Source organism: Collimonas rhizosphaerae (assembly GCF_038896935.1).
GTDB classification, from domain to species: Bacteria; Pseudomonadota; Gammaproteobacteria; order Burkholderiales; family Burkholderiaceae_D; genus Collimonas; species Collimonas rhizosphaerae.
Genome location: NZ_JBANDC010000023.1, coordinates 37247 through 62440, shown reverse-complemented (window position 1 = coordinate 62440; position 25194 = coordinate 37247). Strand labels below are relative to the sequence as shown.

19 protein-coding genes are annotated in these 25194 nt (G+C 60.1%); 10 read left to right on the top strand and 9 right to left on the bottom strand.

The genetic code is table 11. The features are described from left to right. Positions 1–9 precede the first annotated feature (9 nt). From V8G57_RS23525 to V8G57_RS23515, 3 genes are read right to left on the bottom strand one after another with little or no spacing between them, the layout of a single operon-like run. Positions 10–1455 (bottom strand): efflux transporter outer membrane subunit, encoded by a 1446-nt coding sequence (locus V8G57_RS23525; RefSeq protein WP_092396784.1) that lies wholly within the window; start codon positions 1453–1455, stop codon positions 10–12. Beyond that, entirely contained in the window at positions 1448–4600 is a 3153-nt protein-coding gene (locus tag V8G57_RS23520) for an efflux RND transporter permease subunit (RefSeq protein WP_342831441.1), read from the bottom strand. The genes V8G57_RS23525 and V8G57_RS23520 overlap by 8 nt, the downstream gene beginning before the upstream one ends. Positions 4601–4611: 11 nt before the next feature. Beyond that, a complete protein-coding gene (locus tag V8G57_RS23515; protein WP_342831440.1) occupies positions 4612–5847 on the bottom strand; it encodes an efflux RND transporter periplasmic adaptor subunit in 1236 nt (411 codons plus the stop codon). 244 nt (positions 5848–6091) lie between these two features. On the opposite strand from V8G57_RS23515, the gene V8G57_RS23510 reads away from it, so the two are divergent. Beyond that, the gene (locus V8G57_RS23510; RefSeq protein WP_092396790.1) at positions 6092–6736 is read left to right on the top strand and encodes a TetR family transcriptional regulator; all 645 of its coding nucleotides are present in this window, start codon (positions 6092–6094) and stop codon (positions 6734–6736) included. A gap of 37 nt (positions 6737–6773) precedes the next feature. Here V8G57_RS23510 and V8G57_RS23505 read toward each other — a convergent pair whose 3' ends face one another. The 4 genes from V8G57_RS23505 to V8G57_RS23490 all read right to left on the bottom strand — a co-directional run bounded on the left by V8G57_RS23505 (position 6774) and on the right by V8G57_RS23490 (position 9960). Continuing rightward, positions 6774–8075, bottom strand: coding sequence for a TolC family outer membrane protein (locus tag V8G57_RS23505; RefSeq protein WP_342831439.1), 1302 nt, complete (start codon positions 8073–8075; stop codon positions 6774–6776). A gap of 73 nt (positions 8076–8148) precedes the next feature. Next, the gene (locus V8G57_RS23500) at positions 8149–8472 is read right to left on the bottom strand and encodes a rhodanese-like domain-containing protein (RefSeq protein ID WP_092396794.1); all 324 of its coding nucleotides are present in this window, start codon (positions 8470–8472) and stop codon (positions 8149–8151) included. Positions 8473–8480: 8 nt separating this feature from the next. After that, a complete protein-coding gene (locus V8G57_RS23495; RefSeq protein WP_342831438.1) occupies positions 8481–9146 on the bottom strand; it encodes a protein-L-isoaspartate O-methyltransferase family protein in 666 nt (221 codons plus the stop codon). Between the two features lie 175 nt (positions 9147–9321). Beyond that, a complete protein-coding gene (locus V8G57_RS23490; RefSeq protein WP_342831437.1) occupies positions 9322–9960 on the bottom strand; it encodes a TetR/AcrR family transcriptional regulator in 639 nt (212 codons plus the stop codon). Between the two features lie 190 nt (positions 9961–10150). On the opposite strand from V8G57_RS23490, the gene V8G57_RS23485 reads away from it, so the two are divergent. From V8G57_RS23485 to recQ, 5 genes are all read left to right on the top strand, one after another. Beyond that, positions 10151–10441, top strand: coding sequence for a YkgJ family cysteine cluster protein (locus V8G57_RS23485; protein ID WP_254785040.1), 291 nt, complete (start codon positions 10151–10153; stop codon positions 10439–10441). A gap of 51 nt (positions 10442–10492) precedes the next feature. Continuing rightward, the gene (locus V8G57_RS23480) at positions 10493–11047 is read left to right on the top strand and encodes a DUF1439 domain-containing protein (RefSeq protein WP_175500962.1); all 555 of its coding nucleotides are present in this window, start codon (positions 10493–10495) and stop codon (positions 11045–11047) included. Positions 11048–11145: 98 nt separating this feature from the next. Further along, positions 11146–11991 (top strand): undecaprenyl-diphosphate phosphatase, encoded by an 846-nt coding sequence (locus V8G57_RS23475; RefSeq protein WP_092396802.1) that lies wholly within the window; start codon positions 11146–11148, stop codon positions 11989–11991. A 70-nt stretch (positions 11992–12061) separates the two neighbouring features. Then, positions 12062–12934, top strand: coding sequence for an undecaprenyl-diphosphate phosphatase (locus V8G57_RS23470; RefSeq protein ID WP_342831436.1), 873 nt, complete (start codon positions 12062–12064; stop codon positions 12932–12934). Positions 12935–12957: 23 nt separating this feature from the next. Then, on the top strand, positions 12958–14793 hold the full coding sequence (recQ, locus tag V8G57_RS23465) for a DNA helicase RecQ (RefSeq protein ID WP_342831435.1): 1836 nt from the start codon (positions 12958–12960) through the stop codon (positions 14791–14793). A gap of 38 nt (positions 14794–14831) precedes the next feature. Here the strand turns inward: recQ and V8G57_RS23460 are convergent, their stop codons facing one another. Continuing rightward, entirely contained in the window at positions 14832–16010 is a 1179-nt protein-coding gene (locus V8G57_RS23460) for an FAD-dependent oxidoreductase (protein WP_342831433.1), read from the bottom strand. A 464-nt stretch (positions 16011–16474) separates the two neighbouring features. Between V8G57_RS23460 and V8G57_RS23455 the strand changes: the two genes are divergently transcribed. Next, positions 16475–18787, top strand: coding sequence for an NADP-dependent malic enzyme (locus V8G57_RS23455; RefSeq protein WP_092396810.1), 2313 nt, complete (start codon positions 16475–16477; stop codon positions 18785–18787). A gap of 178 nt (positions 18788–18965) precedes the next feature. Beyond that, on the top strand, positions 18966–20618 hold the full coding sequence (locus V8G57_RS23450) for a 3-(methylthio)propionyl-CoA ligase (RefSeq protein ID WP_342831431.1): 1653 nt from the start codon (positions 18966–18968) through the stop codon (positions 20616–20618). Between the two features lie 25 nt (positions 20619–20643). On the opposite strand, the gene V8G57_RS23445 is transcribed toward V8G57_RS23450, so the two are convergent. After that, entirely contained in the window at positions 20644–21558 is a 915-nt protein-coding gene (locus tag V8G57_RS23445; RefSeq protein WP_092396814.1) for a 5'-nucleotidase, read from the bottom strand. Between the two features lie 367 nt (positions 21559–21925). Between V8G57_RS23445 and V8G57_RS23440 the strand changes: the two genes are divergently transcribed. Together V8G57_RS23440 and V8G57_RS23435 are read left to right on the top strand one after the other, a co-directional pair. After that, a complete protein-coding gene (locus V8G57_RS23440) occupies positions 21926–23233 on the top strand; it encodes a collagen-like triple helix repeat-containing protein (RefSeq protein WP_342831430.1) in 1308 nt (435 codons plus the stop codon). Positions 23234–23447: 214 nt separating this feature from the next. Further along, positions 23448–25166 carry a ShlB/FhaC/HecB family hemolysin secretion/activation protein gene (locus tag V8G57_RS23435; RefSeq protein ID WP_342831429.1) on the top strand — a complete coding sequence of 573 codons (1719 nt, stop codon included), beginning with the start codon at positions 23448–23450 and terminating at the stop codon, positions 25164–25166. Positions 25167–25194 lie beyond the last annotated feature (28 nt).

Sequence of the window (25194 nt, the reverse complement as noted above, 5' to 3'; positions counted from 1 at the left end):
CCAGGACGGTTATTTCGTCGCCGCCACCACGGTATTTTCATTCAAACCGCCACCCAGCGACCGGTACAGGTCGATCGCATTGTTCAGGCGCAGCTGCCGCGTCTGGATCAGGGACTGCTGCGCCGAGAACAGGTCACGCTGCGCATTCAGGCGGTCGGTCGAACTGGCGATGCCGTTCTTGTAGCGCAGTTCGGTCAACTTCACCCGCTGTTCCTGCGCCTTGAGGAAGGCATCCTGGGCTGCCAGCTGTTCTTCCAGCGTGCCACGGGCAACCAGTGCATCGGCAACTTCCCGGAATGCGCTCTGGATGGTTTTCTCGTAGCTGGCAATCGCCAGGTTCTTGCGGATCTCGCTCAGCGACAGGTTGGCGCGGTTGCGGCCGCCCTCGAAAATCGGCAGCGTCAGCTGCGGCACGAACGACCAGGTGCGGCTGCCGGCCGAGAACAGGCTGCCCAGCGATGTGCTCGCATTGCCGATTCCCGCCGTCAGCGAGATGGTCGGGAAGAAGGCGGCGCGCGCTGCACCGATATTGGCGTTGGCGGAACGCAGCTGCTGCTCCGCTTCACGGATATCGGGACGGCGGTTCAACAGATCGGAAGGCAGGCCGGCCGGGATCTCGGTGACGATTTGCTCATCCGACAGCGATTGCGGCGCGGGCAGGTCGCCTAACGGCTTGCCGACCAGCAGAACCAAGGCGTTGGTGGCCTGGCCGCGCTGGCGCACCAGCGTCGCCAGCGATACGCGGGCAGACTGCACCAGCGTTTCGGAGTTGCGCAGGTCGAGTTCCGACGAGGCGCCGACATCAAAACGCATCTTGTCCAGCTTGTAGTCGTCCAGGCGGCTGTCCAGGGTCTGCTGCGCCAGCCTTTGCTGCTCGGCATACGACTGCTCGGTCAGGTAAGCCTGGGCAACTTGCGAGATCAGGCTGATCTGCGCCGCCTGGCGTGCTTCTTCGGTCGCCAGGTAGCTCGCCAGGGCGGCATCTTTCAAGCTGCGCACGCGGCCGAAAAAGTCCAGCTCGAACGAGGTCATGTTCAAGCCGACCTGGTAAGCGGTGCCAACCGCGTTCTGGCCCGGCACCAGCTGGTACGTGGCGGTACGGCCGCGGGTGCGGCTGAAATTGCCGTCGAAGTTGGGCAAGGCGTCGGCCGCCGTGATGTCGTACTGCGCGCGCGCCTGCTCGATGTTCAAGGCAGCAGTGCGCAGGTCACGGTTGTTTTCAAGCGCCGAGGCGATCAGCGCTTGCAGCCGCTGGTCCGGGAAAAACTGGCGCCAGCCGAGCGCCGCCGCATCCAGCTGCGCCTGGCCGTCGGCGGCAGCCGGATAGCTGCCGGCCACCGGCGCTTCCGGCCGTACGTAGGTCGGCGCCATGGTGCAACCCGAGAGGACCCCTGCCAAGAGCAGGGCGCCGGTCAGTTGCTTGGGTAAGTACGCCGTAATTGCCATATTAAACATGCTGATTCTCCACATCTATTTTCTGATTGGCCGCATGCAGCTTGCGTTGGCGTTCGCTGCCTTTGAATAGTTTGCGCACCACCACGAAGAACACTGGCACCAGGAATACCGCCAAGGCCGTCGCTGTGATCATGCCGCCCATCACGCCGGTACCGATTGCGCGTTGGCTGCCTGAACCGGCGCCGGTCTTGATCGCCAGCGGCAACACGCCCAGGATGAAAGCGAACGAGGTCATCAGAATCGGCCGGAACCGCAGATGCACAGCTTCCAGCGTCGCTTCGATCAGGCCCTTGCCTTGCGCCTGCAGGTCTTTAGCGAATTCGATAATCAGAATCGCGTTCTTCGCCGACAAGCCGACCACGGTAATCATCCCGACCTTGAAGTAGACGTCGTTAGGCATGCCGCGCAAGGTTACGCCCAGCAATGCGCCGAGAATCCCCAGCGGTACCACCAGCATCACTGCCAGCGGGATGGAAGTGCTTTCGTACAATGCTGCCAACACCAGGAACACCGCCAGCAGCGACAATGCGTAAAGCATCGGTGCTTGCGAGCCTGAAGTCTTTTCTTCCAGCGACTGGCCGGTCCATTCAAAGCCGAAGCCGGGAGGGAGTTTCGCGGTCAACGCTTCCATCTCGTCCATCGCTTCACCTGTGCTGTGGCCAGGTGATGCGCCACCGGAGATTTTCATCGCCGGATAGCCGTTATAGCGCGTCAGCTGTACCGGACCGTTAGTCCAGTGCGAGCTGGTGAATGACGAGAACGGCACCATGGTTCCTTGGGTGTTCTTGACATACAACCTGGCCAGGTCTTCCGGTTGCAGCCGTTGCGGTGCATCGGCTTGCACGATTACCCGTTGTTGACGGCCCTGGTTAGGGAAGTCATTTACGTAGGAAGAGCCAAGCGCGGTCGACAGCGCGCTGTTGATGGCGTTGAACGAAACACCCAGGGCATTGGCCTTGTCGCGGTCGATATCGAGCTGCAGCTGCGGCGCATCTTCCAGGCCTTCAGGACGAACTCCAGCCAGGATCTTGCTTTGCGATGCCATGCCCAGCATTTGGTTACGCGCTGCGGTTAGCGCGGCATGCCCTTGTCCCGAACGGTCTTGCAGGCGGAAGGTAAAGCCTGTGGCGTTGCCCAGTTCTGGAATCGGCGGGGGATTCAAAGGATAGACGATGGCGTCCTTGATTTGCGTGAACACGCCGAATGCCTTGCCGGCGATTGCGTCGGCCGACTGATCCGGACCACGTTCGCTCCAGTCCTTGAGCGGTGTGAACACCAGGCCGGCATTCTGACCGTTGCCCGAGAAACTGAACCCGGTAATGGCAACCACATGGGCCACACCAGGCAATTTCGAATAGTAGTCTTCAATCGTCTTGATGACTTCCAAGGTGCGGTTGCTGCTGGCGCCGGAAGGCAATTGCACGTTGGTGATGATGTAGCCCTGGTCCTCGGCCGGCAGGAACGACGCCGGCAAGCGGGCATACAGCAAACCGACGCCTATCAGGATCGCGCCATATATCAGCAGGTAACGGCCGGTCTTGGTCAGCATCTTGGCGATAACGCCTTGATAGCCGTTGGTGGTCGCGTTGAACTTGCGGTTGAACCAGCCGAAGAAACCCTTCTTCTCGTGGTGATGTCCAGCTTCCACCGGTTTCAGGATGGTGGCGCACAGCGCCGGTGTCAGCGTGAACGCCATCAGCACCGAGAACACCATCGAAGCGACCATCGACAGCGAGAACTGGCGGTAAATCGCGCCAACCGCGCCGCTGAAGAACGCCATCGGGATGAACACCGCGATCAGCACCAGGGTGATACCGATCAGCGCGCCGGTGATCTGGCCCATCGCCTTGCGGGTTGCATCGCGCGGCGACAAACCTTCTTCGCTCATGATGCGTTCGACGTTTTCCACTACCACGATCGCATCGTCGATCAGGATACCGATCGCCAATACCATGCCGAACATGGTCAGGACGTTGATCGAGAAGCCGAACAGCAGCAGCGTGGCGAAAGTACCCATCAGGGCCACCGGCACAACCACGGTCGGGATCAGGGTGTAGCGGATGTTTTGCAGGAACAGGTACATCACCAGGAACACCAGGATGATCGCCTCTACCAAGGTCTTGACCACTTCTTCGATCGAAATCTTGACGAATTTCGAGGTGTCGTAAGGAATGGTGTATGTGACGCCGGGCGGAAAATACTTCGACAGCTCAGCCATCTTGGCATGGACTGCGGTAGCGGTGCCCAGCGCATTGGCAGTTGGCGACAACTGCACGCCGACGAAGGAAGTCGGCTTGCCGTCCAGCCGGCCGGCTGTCGCATAAGACTGGCCACCGATTTCAATACGCGCAACGTCGCGCAAACGTACCACCGATCCATCCGCATTGGCGCGCAACTGGATATTGCCGAACTGTTCAACCGTATTCAGCTGGCCGGTGACAACCACGGTGGCGGAAATCTGCTGAGTGCCAGGGCTAGGCAAATCACCGATGGTGCCGCCTGCGACCAAAGCATTTTGTGCAGTGATTGCAGTCGTGACATCGCCTGGCGTCAGATTGAGACCAACCAGTTTGGCTGGATCAATCCAAATCCGCATGGCGCGTTCAGTACCGAACAGCTGGGCCTGGCCAACGCCCGGCACGCGCTTGATTTCGTTCAGCACGTTGCGCGACAGGTAATCGCCGAGTGCAATCGGGTCGAGCTTGCCGTCACTTGAAGACAGGCCGATAAACATCAGGAAGTTGCTGCGCGACTTGGTCACTTGCACACCCTGTTGCGTGACTGCCGCCGGCAGGCGAGCTTCTACCCGCTTCAAGCGGTTTTGCACGTCCACTGCTGCCAGGTCGGCATTGGTTTCAGGCGAAAACGTCACGGTGATGGCTACCGTGCCGTTAGCCTGGCTTTGCGACTCGATATATTGCAAACCGTCGGCGCCGTTCATTTCCTGTTCAATCAGGCTGGTAACGCTATCGTCGAGGGTTTGTGCAGTTGCGCCAGGGTAGGTGGCGTTAACTACAATCGTCGGCGGTGCAATCGAAGGATACTGCGCCACCGGTAATTGCGTGATCGCCAAAGCACCCCCGAGCAGGATGAAGATGGCGAGCACCCACGCAAATACGGGGCGGTCGATGAAAAACTTGCCCATTGATAGGCTCCTTATTTAGCGGTAGATGTAGCAGCTGAGGCAGCTGCCGCGCTGGCGCTGGCGCCGGCCGCTGCAGCGGGTGCGGCTGTAGCTGCCGGAGCAGCATTAGGCTTCCATGGCGACGGATTGACCGGCGCGCCTGGCTTCACCTTTTGCAAGCCGTCAACGATCACCTTGTCGCCCGCTTTCAGGCCTTCGGCAACGATCCATTTGTCGCCTTGTGCGACATCGGCGATTACCGGCCGTACGGCCACTTTATTGTCAGCGCCGATCACGAACACCGAAGCGCCGTTGAGGTCGCGCTGGACCGCCTGTTGCGGCACGGTCAGGGCGGAGGCGTTGACTGCCTGCTCGAGCCTGGCGCGTACATACATGCCAGGCAACAGGCTGCGGTCCGGGTTAGGGAATTCAGCGCGCAGGGTGACCGAACCGGTGTTGGCGTCGACCGTCAGGTCGGAAAACAGCAGCTTGCCGGTTTGCGGGTAGGTGCGGCCGTCTTCAGTCACCAGGGTGACCTTGGCTTGGCCGGCGCCGGCGCTTTCCAGCTGGCCGTTCTTCATTGCCTGCTGCAATTTGAGGATATCGGTGCTGGACTGGGTCAGGTTGACGTAGATCGGATCGATCTGCTGCACCACTGCCAGCTGGGTCACTTCACCCTGGCCGACCAGTGCGCCTTCGGTCACCAGCGCCTTGCCGATGCGGCCGGAAATCGGCGAGGTCACGGTGGCGTAGCCGAGGTTGAGGCTGGCGGTCTGGCGTGCAGCCTTGGCGGATGCAACGTCAGCGGCAGCTTGCTTCTGGGTGGCAACGGTGTCGTCGTAATCCTGCTTGCTGACGGCATTGACATCCACCAGCGGTTTGTAGCGCTGCGCTTTCAGGGTCGCGGTAGTCAGGTTTGCTTCGGCCTTGGCCAAGGTTGCCTGGGCACTGTCGTAAGCGGCTTGCAACGGCGCCGGATCGATCTGGTACAGGGTCTGGCCTGCTTTTACATCGCTGCCTTCGCGGAAATTCCGCTTGAGCACGATGCCGGCTGCCCGCGCGCCGATCTGGGCGATGCGGGTAGCTTCCAGCCGACCTGGCAATTCCGTGGTGAGGGCGAGGCGTTCTGGGGCGATGGTGACGAATGAAACACCGGCTGGCGGTTGCGCTTGGGCTTCCGGCTTCTTGCCGCAGGCGGCAACAGCGGACAGGAGCGCGATAGCCAGGGTGATACGCGTGAGACGACTGATAGAGCTAACTGAATTCATAAAATTCTCGCACGGTAATTGAGGAAAGACTGCAGATCTGACAGGTGACTCTGTTTCTGGAATTGACATAGGATATATAAGTAATTGCTTTGTTGCACCGGATGCCTTGCCAGAAAGCGGGTGGAACAGCCGGAATCCTGCTATTATACATACATGCACGAATGTATGTGTTATGTCTGTATTGCTAATAAATTATTTGCTGCGAGCGCACAAAATATCGTAACAGTTTGGAGGTCGGCTTAAAATGGCTAGAAGTACAAAAGAAGAAGCACTGGAAACGCGAAGCCGCATCCTGGATGCGGCAGCGGAGGTGTTTCACCAGCACGGCGTGGCGCGCACCACGCTGGCCGACGTCGCCAGCGCCGCTGACGTGACGCGCGGAGCTATCTATTGGCACTTCAAGAACAAGAGCGATTTATTCGACGCCATGTGTGAGCGGGTGCGCCTGCCGATGGAAGCGATGATCGAAAAGACCGCCGACGAAAATGCGCATGATCCCCTGAACCAGTTCCGCAACAGATGTTTGTTCACCCTGCAGGAAGCGACGCTCAATCCGCAGTCGCGCAAGATTTTTGAAATTGTCCTGCACAAGTGCGAGCTGGTGGATCCGGAAGATCCTATCTATATCCGCCAGCATGAGTGTTTCTTGCAAGGCCGTACCGACATAGAACGCTTGCTGCGGTTCGCGATTGCAAAAGGTCAGCTGCCGCGTGAACTGGATCCGGTGATGGCCGCGGTCATGGTGCAAGGATTGCTGTTCGGCATCCTGAGCAACTGGACCTTCAGCCCGCACAGCTTTGATCTCGCCGACAATGTTTCAAAAGTAGTCGACAACTGCATCCACATGTTCAAGACATCGCCGTTCATGCTGAAAAACAACGATGCCTGATCCTGATGCACCGTTCCCGGGCCCCTCAGGAACACGTTCAATAAACAGCCGGCGTCAATAACACATTGATCTGCTGCAGGTCTTCTTCTTTCAAGGTGCCGACCGCCGACTTGAGTTTCAGGCTATTCATCAGCGTATCGTAACGCGCCTTGGCCAGATCCCTGCGGGTAGAGAACAGTTGCTGCTGCGCGTTCAGCACATCGATATTGATGCGTACGCCAACCTGGTAACCCAGCCGGTTGGAGTCCAGCGACGACTGGCTGGAAATCTCCGCCGCCTCATACGCCTTGATCTGGGCCAAGCCGCTGTTGACCCCCAGGTAAGCCTGGCGTGCATTCAACGCTGCGTTGCGGCGCGCGCTTTCCAGGTCCGAGCGCGCCTTGTCTTCCAATGCCACCGCTTGCCGCACGCTGCTGTTGACGGCGCCGCCGGCATACAGCGGGATGGTCCACTGCACGCCGATCGAGTTGTTCATCTGAGAAATGTTATAAAAAGGAATCGGGCTGCCGCTGACATCGGAGTGCGCGCGGCTGGCCACCAGGTCGACTGTCGGCAGATGGCCGGCACGGTTTTTCTTGATTTCGTATTTGGCGCTATCAAGCGCAATTTGCTGACCTACCACGCCGAAATTCTGCTCCTCGGCGCTGCTGACCCAGCTCTCGATCGCCGCCGGCTGCGGCGCGCTCAGCTGGACGCCGGGACGCAGGGTCGCCAGCGGCGCCGGCGGCTTGCCGATAATCTGCTGCAGCACGTTGCGGGCGACTTCCAGGTTATTGCTGGCGGCGATTTCCTGCGCAATCACCAGGTCGTAGCTGGCCTGGGCTTCGTTGGTGTCGGTGATGGTGGCGGTGCCGACTTCGAAGTTGCGCTTGGCGGAGGCAAGCTGCTCGGCAATCGCGCTTTTCTGGGCTTGCAAAGTAGCCAGCACGTCTTGCGCCGTCAGCGTGTCAAAGTAAGCCTGGCTGACGCGCAGCATCAGGTCCTGCACCGCCTGGGCAAACTTCACTTCGCCGGCAGCGACCGACAGCTTGCTTTCCTGGTACTGCTGCCAATACGCCGGACGGAACAGCGGCTGGGTGAGCTGCAGGCTGTAGTTGTTGGTGACGGTTTTCCAGGATTCCCCGGCGCGGCTGTAGTTGCCGCCGAAGCCGACCACCGGCAGCAGGGCGGCGCGGCCCTGGATGCTGGCCTCATTGCTGGCGCTGAGCGCGTAACGTGCGCTGGTGTATACCGGATCGTTGGCCAACGCTTGCTGATACGTCTGTACCAGATCGACCGCATGTGCATTTGCAGCCAGCAATGCACTTGCGATCAACGAAGCCATAAGGGTATTGCGCATTACACTCTCCGGAACGGTGGCGGCAGGCAGGTGTGGTCTGGTTCGGTTGGGTCGGGGCCTAGGTCAGCACGCCCTAGTAAGTCGGCATGGCCGGATCGACCTGCTGCGCCCAGGCGTGGACGCCGCCGGTCAGGTTGCTGACCGCGGAAAATCCGTGACGCTCGAGAAATGCAGCGACCTGCATGCTGCGCGCGCCATGGTGGCAGATACAGACGATCGCCTGGTCTTCTTCCAGGTCGTTCAGGCGCGCCGGCACTGTCTGCATCGGCATCAGCTGCGCCGCGGCGATGTGGCAGGTCTCGTATTCCCATGGCTCGCGCACGTCGAGCAGCAGCGGCGCCGGCCGTTGCGGGTCGGCGATCCAGGCGGCCAGTTCTGAAGCAGTGAGATGTTGCATGGGCGGGCTTAGAATTTGAAGTGGGAATGAACGGCAGCTTCGCGCAGCGGCTTGACGTTGGTTTCAAACAGGTGGACCGTGCTGTAGTTGCTGTCCGAAGTGCGGGTAATGATTTGTGCCGACATCACCGGCGCTTCGCCCAGGATGGCGACAATCCGGCCGCCGACATTGAGCTGCTTGAGGAAGGCGTCCGGCAGCGTCGACAGCGAGCCGGAAATCACGATCACGTCGTAAGTCTTGCTTGCGCCCTGGTCCCAGCCCTGGGCGCCGTTGCCAAGCATTACCTCGACATTGGTGATGCCATAGGCAGCCAGGTTCTTTTCAGCCAGCGCTTTCAGCTCGGGATCGATTTCAACCGTCGTCACATGCCTTGCCTTGTAGCACAGCAGGGCCGCCATATAACCCGAACCGGCGCCGATTTCCAATACTTGCTCATGTTTCTTCACGGCAGCTTGCTGCAGCAGTCGCGCTTCGACCTTGGGCGCCAGCATGCTTTCGCCGTTCGGGCCCGGCAGCGGGATCTCGGTATCGGAAAACGCCAGGCTCTTGTAGGCGACAGGAACGAATTCCTCGCGCCGAACTACCGTCAGCAATTCCAGCACGTCCAGTTCCAGCACGTTCCAAGGGCGAATTTGCTGTTCGATCATATTGAAGCGGGCTTGTTCGATATTCATGGTTAAGGCTCGGTAGTGAAAATAAAGGGCTCATTCTATCAAAGGCCACCCTCAAAACCTTAGGACTTGCGCAAAACTGCCCCAGCGGCGTTACTCCTCCTAGCCGTACGCCATACCGTCTTCGTCGTCGCGCCTTGCCGGGACAGTTTGGCGTAAATCCTGAAGCCAGGGCGCGCTACGGTTTGCTGAGCAAGCCGTGCAGGCAAAGATCGATAAAACTGTCCAGGTAACTGCCGGCATCCACAGGCTCCACGTGGCAGGGGTTGAGCGGTTGTTGCCACATCATCAGCATGATCACCGGCGCAATCAGTACGTTGGCGGTCTGGCGCACGTCGATCGCACGGAATTCGCCGCGCTCGATGCCACGCTGCAGCATGCGCACGATCATCGCTTCGCCGCGTTCGCTGACTTCTTCGCGGTGAAAAGCTGCGAGTTCAGGGAAATTGCCCGATTCGGCCATCAGCAGCTTGGTGATGCCAGCCAGCTTGGTGGCGCCGATGTGCTCCCACCAGCCCAGCAGGATTTCGCGGAACAGTTCGGCGCTGGGGCCCTGGTAGCCGTCGATGATGTCTTCCGCTTCAGCCAGCGCCGGCACTATGTTTTCGCGCACCACCGCCTTGAACAAATCTTCCTTGCTCTCGAAATACAGGTACAAAGTGCCCTTTGAGACGCCGGCCCGGGCCGCGACATCGCCCAGTCTGGTGGCGGCGAATCCGCGTTCGACGAACAGGTCCAGCGCGGCCGCCAGCAGTTCCTGCGGACGCGCTTCCTTGCGTCTTGCCCAGCGGGGTTTGGAGCTGAAAGGGCAGTTCATGAATCCTTGGTTTCCTCGGTTACCTGCTCGTTACTGACTTAAGAGTCAGTAATGTAAGCGGCAACCGCTGGAGTGTCAAGAAAGGTTGGCGTCTGCACTGGAACTTGAAGGATGCGCGGCGATTGCCGGTAGAATCTGGCCTTCGGTTAAATCGGCGTTGTTACAGGTTTCGGATGTTTGCAAAAAATACATGGATTGGCGGGGGCAGGGCATGAGCGTGCAAAGCATCGCTTGCCGTCCCGATTGCGGCGCCTGCTGCACGGCGCCGTCGATTTCGTCGCCGATCCCCGGCATGCCCGGCGGCAAGCCGGCTGGCGTGCGCTGCATCCAGCTGGACCAGGCCAACCTTTGCCGGATTTTCGGCAGTCCCGATCGTCCCGCGGTATGCGCCAGCCTGAAGCCGGCGCTGGACATGTGCGGCAATTCCCGCACGCACGCCATGCATTATCTGGCGACGCTGGAACGATTGACCGCCATGTAGGGTCTGTCAGCAGACAGAATAAGGAAAATCCGAATGCAAATGAAAAATTACATGCCTGTTACGAAAATGCCGGCGCTGCTGGTTTTGCTGGCGACTCTGTTGTTGTCTTCCTGTGCGGCCCTGATCGGACCGCGCGATGTCGAATTCCCATTGACCAAACTGCAGCAATCGGTAGACAAGCGCTTGCCGTTTTCCCAGCGTTACCTGGGCCTGTTCGAAATAACCGCCGACAAGGCCCAGCTCAGCTTGCCGCCCGAACAGAACCGCCTGGCCATGACAACCGACGTGGTCCTGACCATGCCGCTGCTGGGTAAGTCGTGGAACGGCAAGATGGCGATCTCGGGCGTGCTGTTCCTGGATAACCCGCATAACGCGGTGACATTGCAGGAGGCCAGGCTGGACAGCCTGGTGCTTGACGGCCTGGACAACACCTACGCTGCCCAAGTCACGCAGATCGGCAACCTGCTGGCGCGCCAGCTGCTGACCAACCTGCCGCTGTATACCTTCAAGCCGGAGGATTTGCGTTATGCCGGCGTCGCTTTCATGCCGACCAGGATCGGCACCCGGGCAGAAAATCTGGTGGTCACGTTTGAACCGGTAAAATAGCCGGCAGGTTTTAAGAAAACACTCGCAACAATACGACTGCCAGGGCGGTATCATTCGCCCGGCGCTTGATTTCCTTTCTCCTACTACTCCCACACTACATGGATATTATTCTTGCGTTAAAAGTGCTCATCATGGGCCTGGTCGAGGGATTCACCGAATTCCTGCCCATCTCGTCAACCGGCCACCTGATCCTGGCCGGCAGCTTGCTGGATTTCACCGCCGACATCACGCGGGAAAAAGCCGAAGTGTTCGAGATTGCCATCCAGGCCGGCGCGATTTTCGCAGTGTGCTGGGAATACCGGGCCCGCATCGGCGCGGTCCTGCGCGGCCTCACCAGCGACCCCAAGGCGCGCAAGCTGGTCGTCAACCTGATCATCGCATTCGTGCCGGCAGCGTTGCTGGGCCTGTTTTTCAGCAAGATGATCAAGGAAAAACTGTTTGCGCCTTTGCCGGTGGCGATTGCGCTGATCGTCGGCGGCTTCATCATCCTGTGGGTCGAGCGCCGCAACAAGGGCGGCGACCGTGTCGCCCGGGTCGAGTCGGTGGACGACATGAGCGCGCTCGATGCATTGAAGATCGGGATTGCCCAGGCGTTTGCGCTGATTCCCGGCACCAGCCGTTCCGGCGCCACGATCATCGGCGGCATGATGTTCGGCCTGTCGCGCAAGGCCGCCACCGAGTTTTCGTTTTTCCTGGCGATTCCAACGCTGTTTGCCGCCACCATCTATTCGCTGTACAAGGACCGCGCGCTGCTGTCCGCCGCCGACATCCCGCTGTTTTCGATCGGCACCGTTGCCGCGTTTGTTTCGGCATTCCTGTGCGTGCGCTGGCTGCTGCGTTATATCAGCAGCCATGATTTCACCGTGTTTGCGTGGTACCGGATCGTGTTTGGCCTGGTGGTGATCGTGACCGGCTACACCGGCTGGGTGAATTGGGCGCACTGAGCGGGGCTTCCGCAGAAAAGTTGGCCGGATCTGAAAACGGCCGTTATTTGATCCTGAACAGGAGAGTGTTGTGGCAGGTGTATGTTCCGCTGGTACCGATATCGGGTTTGCATCGCTGGATTACGTGCAGGTCGCGATCCTTGGCGTAATTCAGGGCATCTCTGAGCTATTGCCGATTTCTTCCACTGCGCACATGCGCATCGTCCCGGCCATACTGGGCTGGCACGATCCCGGCTCGGCGTTTTCCGCGGCGATGCAGCTGGCTGCGCTGGCTGCCGTCGTCAGCTACTTCTGGCGCGATGTGCGCGAGGTGACGGTCGGCAGCATCACGGCGGTGCGTGAGCGCAATTTCAGCAGCCCGTCGTTCCGGCTCGGGGTGGCGATCGTCCTGGCGACGATCCCGATCGGGATTGCCGGCCTGGCGCTGGCGCCGGTGCTGAACGCCTGCGGCTCGCCGCTGCGCAGCCTGAGCGTGATCGGCTACGCCTGTATCGCCATGGGCGTATTGCTGGCGATTGCGGAATTGAGTTGCCGCCATCGCCGTACGGTCGGCGAGATGCGCCTGCGCGACGCGCTGATTGTCGGCTTGGCGCAGGTGGGGGCGCTGATTCCGGGCGTGTCGCGTTCCGGCTCCACCCTGACCGCCGCCTTGTTCCTTAATTTCAAGCGCGAAGAAGCGGCGCGCTTTTCTTTCCTGCTCGGCCTGCCGGCGATCGCCCTGGCCGGCTTGAAAGAATTGCTGGTGCTGTTCCACCTGCACATGCCGGCGGAAACCTGGATGCTGCTGATTTTCGGCCTGGTGGTCGCCAGCGTCTCGGCGTTCGGCGCGATCTGGGGCTTGATGAAATTCCTGGAGCGCTTCTCGACCTGGCCGTTTATCGTGTATCGCATCGCTTTGGGGATTTTCCTCCTGGTGGCGGTACATAACGGCTTCCTTAATTAAAAGAAAACTTCGTCAAGTATTTAATGCCACATTCAGATGCATCCGCCGGTTCCGACCCGCAAGCACTCCATATACTGCAAACGGTATTCGGTTATCCCTCTTTCCGTGGCCAGCAGGCTGAGATTGTCAGCCATGTAGCCAACGGCGGCGATGCGCTGGTATTGATGCCGACCGGCGGCGGCAAGTCGCTGTGCTACCAGATCCCGGCCCTGCTGCGGGACGGCGTCGGCGTGGTGGTGTCGCCGCTGATCGCGCTGATGCAGGACCAGGTCGATGCGCTGGCCGAAGTCGGGGTGCGCGCTGCTTTCCTGAATTCGACGCAAACCTACGAAGAAGCTTCGCAGATCGAGCGCCGCGTGCGCAGCGGCGATCTCGACCTGGTGTATGTGGCGCCGGAACGCTTGCTGACTCCGCGCTGCCTGGACCTGCTGGAATCGTCCAAGATTGCCTTGTTCGCCATCGACGAGGCGCATTGCGTATCGCAATGGGGGCATGACTTCCGTCCCGAATATATCAAGTTGTCGATCCTGCATGAGCGCTTCCCGCAAGTGCCGCGGATTGCGCTGACGGCGACCGCCGACCAGCAGACCCGCGAGGAAATCGCGCTGCGTCTGCAGCTGGAGCAGGGCGCGCGTTTCGTTTCCTCTTTTGACCGTCCCAATATCCGCTACCAGATTGTCGAGAAAGCCAACGGCCGCAAGCAGCTGCTCGATTTCATCCAGAGCGAACATGCGGGCGACGCCGGCATCGTGTATTGCCTGTCGCGCAAGAAGGTGGAAGAAACCGCTGAATTCCTGGAGCAGCAGGGGATCCGGGCCTTGCCCTACCATGCAGGCATGGACTATGCGCAACGAACCAAGAACCAGGGCCGCTTCCTGCGCGAAGACGGCATCGTGATGGTGGCCACCATCGCCTTCGGCATGGGGATCGACAAGCCGGATGTGCGTTTTGTCGCCCATCTGGATCTGCCGAAAAGCATAGAGGGCTACTACCAGGAAACCGGCCGCGCCGGCCGCGACGGCGCCCCTGCCAATGCCTGGATGGCGTATGGCTTGCAGGATGTGGTGCAGCAGCGGCGCATGATCGACGAATCCGAGGCCGGCGAAATCTTCAAGCGGGTGCTGGGCGTCAAGCTGGATGCGATGCTCGGCTTGTGCGAGACCTTGCATTGCCGGCGCGTACGTTTGCTGGATTATTTCGGCCAGGGTTCCGAGCGCTGCGGCAATTGCGATACCTGCATGAGCCCGCCGGTATCGTTCGATGCGACCGTGGTGGTGCAAAAGCTGCTGTCGACGATCTACCGGGTCGACCAGCGTTTCGGCGCGATGCACGTGATGGATGTGTTGCGCGGCATAGATTCCGACAAGATCAAGCAGTGGCGCCATGACCAGCTTTCCACCTTTGGCATCGGCAGCGACCGCAGCGAAGCCGAATGGCGGGCGATCCTGCGGCAGTCGATTGCGCTGGGCCTGATCACGGTCGACCATGAGGCATACAGCGCCCTTAAGCTGACCGATGCGGCGCGGCCGGTACTGCGCGGCGAGCAGCAGGTGCAGTTGCGCGAGTACCAGAAACCGGTCAAGCAAAAGCGCAGCGGCAGCAAGCCCAAGGGGTATGTCGAAACCGACCTGTCGACGCTGGAGCAGGCGATTTTCGAGAAGCTGCGCTGGTGGCGGGTCGAGACTGCGCGCAAGCACAATGTCCCCGCTTACGTCATCTTCCACGACGCCACCATGCGCGAAATCGCCAAGGCGCAGCCGTCGTCGCTGGATGACCTGCGCGGCGTCAGCGGCGTCGGCGAGAAAAAGCTGGAGACCTACGGTGCGGAAATCGTTGAGCTGATTGCCGAATTTGCCTGAGGTCCCGGCGGCGCCCGACAGCAGCGCCGCCCAATTCCTTAAATCGTAGTGCCTAAGGCCGCCATCAAGGCTTGGCGGATTTTCGCTTCTTGCGGCGCTACGCCAAAACCTACCATCACTCCCTGTGCATCAAAGAAGCGACAAATGGTGGTCGCGCCATTCAATTCGGTTTCCCAGCGGCCCGCCGCCACTGTGTGCGACGGCGGCGGCACCAGCGCCAGCGGATAGCTCGGGGTCTTGACGATCACCGGCGAATGTTTCAGGTCGATCGCGGTATCTTCGCCCGTCAGGGTCTTGGCAATCGCGCGTGCCGCGGTAAGGATCGGCGCGATGTATGGCAGGGGACTGGTGCGGCCTTCGCTGTCGACACGGTACTCGGCGCAATCTCCGAGTGCATACACGTCGGCGGCGCTGGTGCGGCCATGGCTGTCAATCATGATGCCGCGGCCGGTAGCCAATTTGGCTGCTTGCGCCAGCGCCAGGTCAGGACGCAGGCCGACTGCGGACAGGACCACATCGGCAATCACCACTTCGCCGTTCGACAAGGTGAGCTTGATCGCGCCGTCGGCATGGTCGATGCTGGCGGCGGTTGTGCCGAGCTGGAGGGCGATGCCGCGGGCAGTCAGCGCGGCATGCAAACCTTCCGATAAAGCCGGCGCCGCCAGCGCAGCCAATGGCAGCGAATTGGGATCGATCAGCGTCACCGTGTGGCCATGTGCTGCGAGGTCGTCGGCGAATTCGCAGCCGATCAGGCCGGCGCCCAGGATCGCCACGCGCGCCGTTGCCTGCTGGTCAGGCAGCAGCTTGGCGCGGAAGGTGGCGTAGTCTTCGATGTGGTTGACCGACAGCACGCGGTCGGCGGCGTCGCCGGCGATGTTCAGTCGGATAGGCTGGGCGCCTACGGCAATCACCAGGTGCGCGTATTCGAAAGCGCCCATGCTGGTATCGACCACCTTGGCCGCGGTGTCGATGCCGTTGACGCGGGTCTTGGTCATGATGTTGGCGCCGATCTGTTCCGCCATCTGCACCGCGCTTTGCGAGATCAGCTGCGCCGCCAGTTTCTTTTGCGCGAAAGCGTTGGACAGCATCGGCTTGGAATAGAAACCGCCATCGTCGGCAGTAATGATCAGCAGCGCGGCCGTCTTGTCCAGCTTGCGCACCTCGCGCGCCAGGGAATATGCAGCCATGCCGGCGCCGATGATGATGATGGGTTTCATGAATGTCCTGAAAGATGGTTGGCGGCAGCGAGGAACGCGATGCGCGGCATGTTCGCCGCCGCGAAGTTTGCGGCGGCCAATTTTACAACAAGCGCTTGGATCTCAATCATTTCTAAATCAGACCCTGCGGCGTAATACCGTTCGGTTAAGGCGGGAATAACTTCTGCAGCGTCTAGGCGACCCCGGCTCCGCGCCCCGGTCTAGGCGACCCCAGCTCCGCGCCCCGGTCATTCCCGCGCACGCGGGAATCCATTTTAGCCGGCAAGGTGGATCCCCGCGTGCGCGGGGATGACGGAGTGGCTGCATGGAGGTTGATAGTTTTTAAGATTTTATTTATAGAATTCAATAGTTTTTATAGATTATCCTATGAAATAGCTGTTCACCATGCGAAATTCACATAGTCGGCCGCGACCAGTCTGATAAAATCAATGACTTTCACTTGTTACGCTTGGGGACAGACGCATATGGATTCGATGATCGATAAAAAAGAAGAACTTCGTCAACAATTGCGTCAGGCGGCGCTTGAGTACCACGAGTTTCCGACCCCGGGGAAAATCAGCGTTACCCCGACCAAGCTATTGACCAACCAGCGCGACCTGGCGCTGGCATATTCGCCAGGCGTGGCTGCGGCTTGCGAAGAAATCGTGGCCGATCCGGCCAATGCTTTCCGCTACACCGCGCGCGGCAACCTGGTCGCCGTGATCACCAACGGCACCGCCGTGCTTGGCCTGGGCAACATCGGGCCGCTGGCGTCGAAGCCGGTGATGGAAGGCAAGGGCGTGCTGTTCAAGAAATTCGCCGGCATCGATGTCTTCGATATTGAAATCAACGAAACCAATCCGGAAAAGCTGTGCGACATCATCGCTTCGCTGGAGCCGACCTTCGGCGGCATCAACCTGGAAGACATCAAGGCGCCGGAATGCTTCGAGATCGAACGCAAGCTGCGCGACCGCATGAAGATCCCGGTATTCCATGACGACCAGCACGGCACCGCCATCATCGTCGGCGCGGCGATCCTGAACGGCCTGAAAGTCGTGGGCAAAGACATCAAGAGCTGCAAGCTGGTGGTGTCGGGCGCGGGCGCCGCGGCGCTGGCCTGCCTGGACCTGATCGTTGACCTCGGTTTCCCGATCGAGAATATTTTCGTCACCGACCTGGCCGGCGTGGTCTATAAAGGCCGGGTTGAACTGATGGACCCGGACAAGGAACGTTTCGCCCGCGAGACCGATGCGCGCACCCTGGCTGAACTGATTCCCGGCGCCGACATTTTCCTCGGCCTGTCGGCCGGCGGCGTGCTCAAGCAAGACATGGTGAAGGCGATGGCGGCGCGGCCGCTGGTGCTGGCGCTGGCCAACCCGACGCCTGAAATCCTGCCGGAAGACGTCAAGGCGGTGCGCGACGACGCCGTCATGGCGACCGGCCGTTCGGACTATCCGAACCAGGTCAACAACGTCCTGTGTTTCCCGTACATTTTCCGCGGCGCCCTCGATTGCGGCGCCACCACCATCACCCGTGAAATGGAAATCGCGGTGGTGCATGCGATCGCCGAACTGGCGCAAGCCGAACAGTCGGACATCGTCGCAACGACGTACGGCATCACCAACCTGTCGTTCGGCCCTGAGTACATCATTCCAAAGCCGTTCGATCCGCGCCTGATGATCAAGATCGCGCCGGCGGTGGCCAAGGCTGCCGAGGCGTCCGGCGTCGCCAGCCGTCCGATCAAGGACATGGAAGCCTACATCGACAAGCTGCAGCAGTTCGTTTACCGCAGCGGCACGTTCATGCGGCCGCTGTTCCAGGCCGCCAAGAAGACGTCGGCCGAGAAAAAGCGCATCGTGTACGCCGAAGGCGAAGAGGAGCGCGTACTGCGCGCAGTGCAGGTGGTGGTTGACGAAAACCTGGCGCGTCCGATCCTGGTCGGCCGGCCTGCGGTGCTGCAGCAGCGCATCGAGCGCTTTGGCCTGCGCCTGAAAGCGGATGTCGACTTTGAAGTCATCAATCCTGATTTCGACGAACGCTATCGCGACTACTGGCAGACTTTCCTGGCGATGACCAAGCGCCAGGGCGTGACCGAACAGTACGCCAAGCTGGAAATGCGCCGCCGCCATACGCTGATCGGTTCGATGGCGATCCACAAGGGCCATGCCGACGGCATGATCTGCGGCACCTACGGCACTACCAGCCTGCATTTGAACTATATCGACAAGGTGCTGGGCCGCCGCGATGGCGTCAATGTCTACGCCGCGATGAATGCGCTGATCCTGCCGAGCCGGCAGCTGGTGCTGGTCGATACCCATGTCAACGAAGATCCGACTGCCGAGCAGCTGGCGGAAATCACGATCCTGGCCGCGGAAGAAATGCTGCGTTTCGGCATCAAGCCGCGCGCTGCCTTGCTGTCCCATTCCAATTTCGGCACCAGCAACAGCGCTTCGGCGCAAAAAATGCGGAATGCCTTGGCCATCATCAAGGAGCAGGCGCCGGATCTGGAAGTGGACGGCGAAATGCACGGCGACACTGCGCTGGATACCGAGCTGCTGCGCAAAGTGATGCCGGATTCGGCCCTGAAAGGCGACGCCAACCTGCTGGTGATGCCTAACATCGACGCCGCCAACATCGCCTACAACCTGCTCAAGAATACCTGCGGCAACGGCGTTGCGGTTGGTCCCATCCTGCTCGGCTGCGCCAAGCCGGTCCATATCCTGACGCCGTCGGCCACCGTGCGCCGTATCGTCAACATGACTGCGCTGTGCGTGGTGGATGCGATTTCCGCGCGCTAAGCCAGAAACAGCAATAAAACATCAGCAGGAATAGAAGGACCCAGCTTTACCGCCAAGTGACCGGCGGCAAAGCTGGGTCTTTTTTTTTGTGCCATGCATCTCCGGCGCGGATAAAACGTGTAAATTGCAATAAAAACAGTGGCATTCCAATGTGAAAAAATACGCGCCAGGAGATGCGATGCCCCAATATCCCAAGAGCCCGCTGATGGGGCAGATGATGAGCCAGCCATTGCTCATCTCCAGCATTATCCAGCACGCCGACCGCTATTTCGGCCGCAATGAAATCGTGTCGCGGCGGGTCGAAGGCGATCTCCACCGTTATACCTATAGCGATTGCCACCGGCGCGCGCGCAAGCTCGCCAATGCCTTGGCCGCGCTAGGCGTGGGCATGGGCGAGCGGGTCGCTACGCTGGCCTGGAACGGCTACCGGCACATGGAAGCGTACTATGCGGTGTCCGGGTCGGGAGCGGTGCTGCACACCATCAATCCGCGCCTGCACCCCGACCTGATCGGCTATATCGCCAACCACGCCGAAGACCAGTACCTGCTGTTCGATATCTGCTTCCTGCCGCTGGTCGAGGCGGTCGCGCCGCTGGCCAAGACCATCAAGGGCTACATTGCCTTGTGTGCTCCTGAACACATGCCGCCAGAGAGCAAGCTGCCGAACCTGCTGTGCTACGAAGCGCTGCTGGAGGCCAGTTCGGACGACTACGACTGGCCCCTGTTTGACGAGAATTCAGCTTCCAGCCTGTGTTATACCTCCGGCACCACCGGCAACCCCAAGGGCGCCCTGTACTCGCATCGTTCAACGGTATTGCATTCGCTGGCGTCGATCATGCCCGACACCATGAACATATCGGGGCGCGACGCCGTGCTGCCGGTGGTGCCGATGTTCCACGTCAATGCTTGGGGTCTGCCCTATGCGGTGCCGATTACCGGCGCGAAGATGGTGTTCCCGGGCGCCGCGCTGGATGGCAAATCGCTGTATGAACTGTTCGAGCAGGAGCAGGTGACGATCTCCGCCGGCGTGCCGACCGTCTGGCTTGGCCTGCTGAATTACCTGGACCAGAACCAGCTGAAATTTTCCAGCTTCAAGCGCACCATCATCGGCGGCTCCGCCTGTCCGCCGGCGATGATGCAGGCTTTGCGCCATCGCCATGGCGTCGAGGTGGTGCACGCCTGGGGCATGACCGAGATGTCGCCATTGGGCACCTCCTGCTGCCTGCAGACCAGGCATCTGTCGCTGCCGGTCGAACAGCAGGAACTGCTGCTGCAAAAGCAGGGCCATGTGATCTACGGGGTCGACATGAAGATTGTCGACGACGCCGGCAAGGAACTGCCGTGGGATGGCGAAACCTACGGCAACCTGCTGGTCAAGGGGCCGTGGATCATCGATACCTATTTCAAGAATGAGGGCGGGGCGGTGCTGCAGGATGGCTGGTTCGCTACCGGCGACGTGGCGACCATCGACGCCGACGGCTACATGCAGATCACCGACCGCAGCAAGGACGTCATCAAGTCAGGCGGCGAGTGGATCAGCAGCATAGACCTGGAAAACATCGTGATGGCGCATCCGGCCGTGCAGATGGCCGCCTGCATCGGCATCTTTCATCCGAAGTGGGATGAGCGGCCATTGCTGGTGGTGGTCCGGAAGCCGGGCATGGAAGTGGACAGCGCGCAGCTGCTCAAATTTTTCGAGGGCAAGGTCGCCAAATGGTGGACGCCGGACGATGTGGTGTTTGTCGACGCCTTGCCGCTGGGCGCCACCGGCAAGCTGCTGAAAAACAAATTGCGGGAACAGTTCAAAGGGCATGTCTTGCCAACCGCGTGACGCCTGACGCCAGGCGCCGGCGGGTTTATTCAAATTCTCCCGCCTGTTTCCACGGCACGCGTCCAGTCTGTACTTTGTTGGCGGCGCGATCGCAATGATCGGGATGGTCGTCAAAAAACATGTGGGGCTTGAACGCGGACAGCACATCAGATTTGACGATGCCGCCCATGAAAAAGGTTTCGTCGATCGCTACATTCCAGGCGCGCAAGGTGCGGATCACCCGCTCATGGGCCGGCGAAGAGCGCGCCGTGACCAGTGCGGTGCGGATAGGCGCCGCATGCCCGTCCGGATTCTTGAAATTATTCTGGATATAGGACAGCGCCAGCAGCAGCCGTGCAAACGGACCTTGCGGCAGCGGCAGCAAAGCGTTTTCGCGCTCGTGTTTTTCAAAGGCTTCAATCCCCTCGGTCTGGTAAATCCTTTCCGATTCATCCGAAAAAATCACGGCGTCGCCGTCGAAAGCGATACGGATCTGTTCCAGCTCTTCCAACGCGTTCTCCGGCTTTTGGTACAGCAAAGCCGCCGCCACGCCGGAGTTGACGGCTGCCTGCACGTCATCTTCATGCAAGGACAAGAACAGGCTGACATTGAAAGCCTGCAGGTAGGGCGCCAGCGAAGCGCCGCCGGACAATACGGCGCGCGTGATGTCGAGGCCGTAATGCTTGATCGAATTGAAGATGCGCATCGAGGTCTCGCTGGAATTGCGCGACATCACGACCACTTCGACAAAACGCTGGCCTGTCAGGCGGTTCAGTTTCAGCAGCGCCTTGACCAGGGCGAACCCGGCCCCCGGCTTCAGGATTTCATTTTCGTTGAGCAGCTGGTGGCGGCGATATTCTTCCAGGCCGTGCTGGCGAAAGATGGCCTCTTCGGTCTCCAGGTCAAATAGCGCGCGGGATGAAATCCCGATCACCAGCAAATTATCTAAGGACTGCGGCATGGGCGGTGGTCTTAAGGATGTAGCGGGAGCGCTCATTATAGGCGCTTGCTTAAGCACCGACGGGGCAGCAAGCCCGAGTTTGTCTGGTGGTGTTTTTTACAATGATTCTTGCAATGTCGAAGGCGGCATGTTCCCTGCTGTTACGTTACATGTTACGTGTCAAAGGCCTCTGCAGTACCGGCCGCATTTTCCTGGAAGGTTGTTGGAAATCGCTGTTAGTCATTGATTTTAAAGATCTTTATTTTCGATTTGTGAAATTGGATGAGCTGCACGGACTGCTGTTTCGAGGGCGTTTCCGGCTGGCACGCTCTTTGCGAAAAGACAGTAGGCAGAGCTTTATCCGATTCATCAAAAAGGGAGATCGATCATGAAAGCATTGAAAAAGAACGGGGTGCTTGCAGCATCCATATTGCTGACGGCATTGTTGACAGGTTGCGGCACCAGCGACGGTTCGCTTAGCCATACTGCGACGCCTGCGGGCAGTAGCCCTGATGGCAGCGGCACGCCCACCAATCCAGTTACGCCAGTCACGCCGACTGCCAGTTCGTCCAATCTGGTTTCGAACCTGGGCACCACCGTATCAAGCGTAGGTACAGCGGTAGACGGCGTCGGCAGCACGCTGATCAACCAGCTGCCGCTGGTCACACCTGGCACCAAGACTGCATTGAACGGCGTGGTTGACAATGCCAGCGGCATCGTCACCGTGCTCGGCGGCGGCTTGACGAATGGCCTGGGCCAAATCGGCACGGCGCAGAATCCGATCGGCATCACGGTCGGCAGCGCAGGCGGAGTGGTGGCACAGGTCGGTGCTACCGTCAACAGCGCCGGCCAGGTAGTCACCAGCCTTGGCAGCAGCGGCCCGCTTAGCGCCCTGGCGCCGGTGACAGCACCGGTCGGCGGCCTGGTCAGCACCATAGGCAACACCATTTCCGGCACCGTAGCGCCAACGCTGACTACCGCATTGACCACCGGCCCGGTACAGCAAGTCACGCAAACTGTGAGCAGCGCGATCGTGCCTTTGACCAACACTGCTGCAAACTTGCTCCAGACGGCGGGTAACGCGACTGCTTTGAACCAGCCAGCCAATCTGCTGCTGGGCGTGGTGGGCGGTACTGTCGCCGGCGTCGGCAGCGGTTTGACCAACTCGGGCGTGCCTGTCGTCAGCAATGTAGGCCCGGTCGTGAACAACGCCGGCAACCTGGTGGGCAGCCTTGCTGTCAACGGTATAACCACCACCGGCCAGCCGTTGCTGGGCAACCAGACCGGCGGTATCTTGCAGCCGGCTGACAATGCGCTGGTTGGCGCCCTTGCCGGGCCATTGGCTCCAGTGGTCGGCGTGGTCAACGGCTTGACTGGCAGCCTGACCGGTGGCTTGAGCGGCGCAGCCGGCGGTAGCGGTCCGCTCGCGCCTGTGACCGGCCTGTTGGGCAGCTTGACCGGCACTGTGAGCGGTGCCGGCGGCAGCAGCAATCCCTTGGCTCCGGTAACCGGCCTGCTGGGCAGCGTGAGCGGCGTGGCCGGCACCGGCGGCAGCACTGGCAACCTGCTGGCGCCAGTGACCAACCTGGTCGCCGGCTTGACCACCACAGCGTCCTCCGGTGCCGCCGGCACCACAGGCAGCGGCCAAACCTCAGGACTGCTGAGCGGCTTGCTGGGTGGTTTAACCAAAAAATAAGCAGTAGCGGCGGTTTGCAAAAAGCCTTGGTTTTTACCAAGGCTTTTTTTTGGGTTATGCGGGAAAACAGCCAGGCTGTACAGAGGCGAAATGGCAACGTACGCAACAACAAAATTGTTGCACAGGATGAATTATTGCCGTAATTTAACAGTGACTTCAGGTCCCGATGAATAGACAGGTTTTGCCGTCGATAACGAACGAGAGCCGTAGCCGCATGCAATTATCCAAATCGAAGTGCTACCGCCGCGCCGCGGTAATCATGGTCAGCGGCGCATGTTTGCTCACTACGTCGTATCCATTGCCGGCACACGCCGATGCGCGCAGCCCGGTGCAAGGCAACCCGATCGATACCTTGCCCAAGGCAGAGGCGCCGCCAAGCGCGCCGGTGACCATCAATGTCCAGACCCAGGCAGTCGATCCCGCGTTGCAAAATCTGCTGGCCAGCCATCTGACGCCGTCGCGTTTCCAGATCGCCGGCGTCAAGACCCTGCCGTTCGAACAGGTAGCCGCGCTGTTCGCGTCGCTGGCCAACCGTGATACCACCGTCGCCGAATTGCTGGCTGCTGCCAACAAGGTCACGCAGATGTACCAGGACCAGGGGTATCCGCTTTCCTTTGCCTTTATCCCGGCCCAGAGTTTCGAGGGCAACGTGGTGGTGGTCACGGTGGTCGAGGGCTATGTCAAGAATGTCAAGGTAGAAGGCAATCCCGGCGGCAGCGAAGAGCGCCTGAAGCGGGTTGCCGAACAGCTGCAGCAGGACCGGCCGCTGCGGCGCGCCACTTTTGAACGGGTGGCCGGCATTCTCAGCTTGCAGCCGGGCGTCAAGATTGTCGCCAACGTGGCGCCGCCCACCACGACCGACGGCGCCGCCGATATGGTACTGACAGTGACGCGGCGCCCGATTACAGTCGGCGTTGGGGCCGATTACCGGCAGCCTGGCATCCGTGGCTTGCTCACCGCCAGCACCAACGGCTTGACGCCCTTGGGCGAGCAGGTGACCGTCAGCACATTGCAGCCGAGCGGGCCGCAAGATGAAAAGTATTATGCGATCAATTATGTCCAGCCGATTGGCACCGATGGCTTGCTGGCCAGGCTGAACTGGTCCGACTATCGCGCCAAACCGGAAAATTCGGCATTGGAAAACATCCAATTCCAGAATCGCTATCAAACCAAAACCGTACGCGCTGGCGGTTCTCTTAGTTATCCGGTGATACTTGATAACACGCATAACCTGACTGTCACCGGCGGCGCTTATGCCGCTGAAAATACCCAGGTGTATACCCGTTCAGTACCGGTCACGCCGATGTCGATTCAGCTCAGTTCGCAGGTGCGGGTATTGAGCGCCGAGGTCGCCTGGACCGATGTCAAGACCAGTCCGGAAAAACTGCAGCAGACGCGCCAGTTGAATGTCGGCGTATATAAAGGCGTGGACGCGCTCGGCGCCAAGCGCGAGAACAGCAATGTCGACCTGGGCTTTACCAGGGTCACGATGCAGGCAGCGCAATCGAACCAGCTGCCGGGGGGCTTCGGCGTCGCGGTGGCGGTCGGCACGCAATACAGCAGCAATATCTTGCCGACCTCCGAGCAGATCGGCTTCGGCGGCAAGCTGTTCGGCCTCGCATATCCGGCCGGCGAACTGGCAGGCGACAAGGGCTGGGGCATATCGGCTGAAATCAATCGCCGGTTCCCGGTGAGCTACACCTATCTGAAGTCGGTGCAGCCATATTTTCTGGTGGATCACTCCCGAATTTATTCGAATGCGGGTCCTTTGATCCACGATACTTTGGGTTCTGTTGCGCTGGGGGTACGCTTTTCGGATGGTCGTTATTACACCCTGGACCTGTCGCTGGCGAAGCCGGTGGCGGATGTTCCTGTCAATTCCAGCTCGAGATCGCCGCGTGTGAATGCGAGCTATTCGTATCAGCTGGATTAAATTTCACGACGCCTTGGCTGGATTGAAT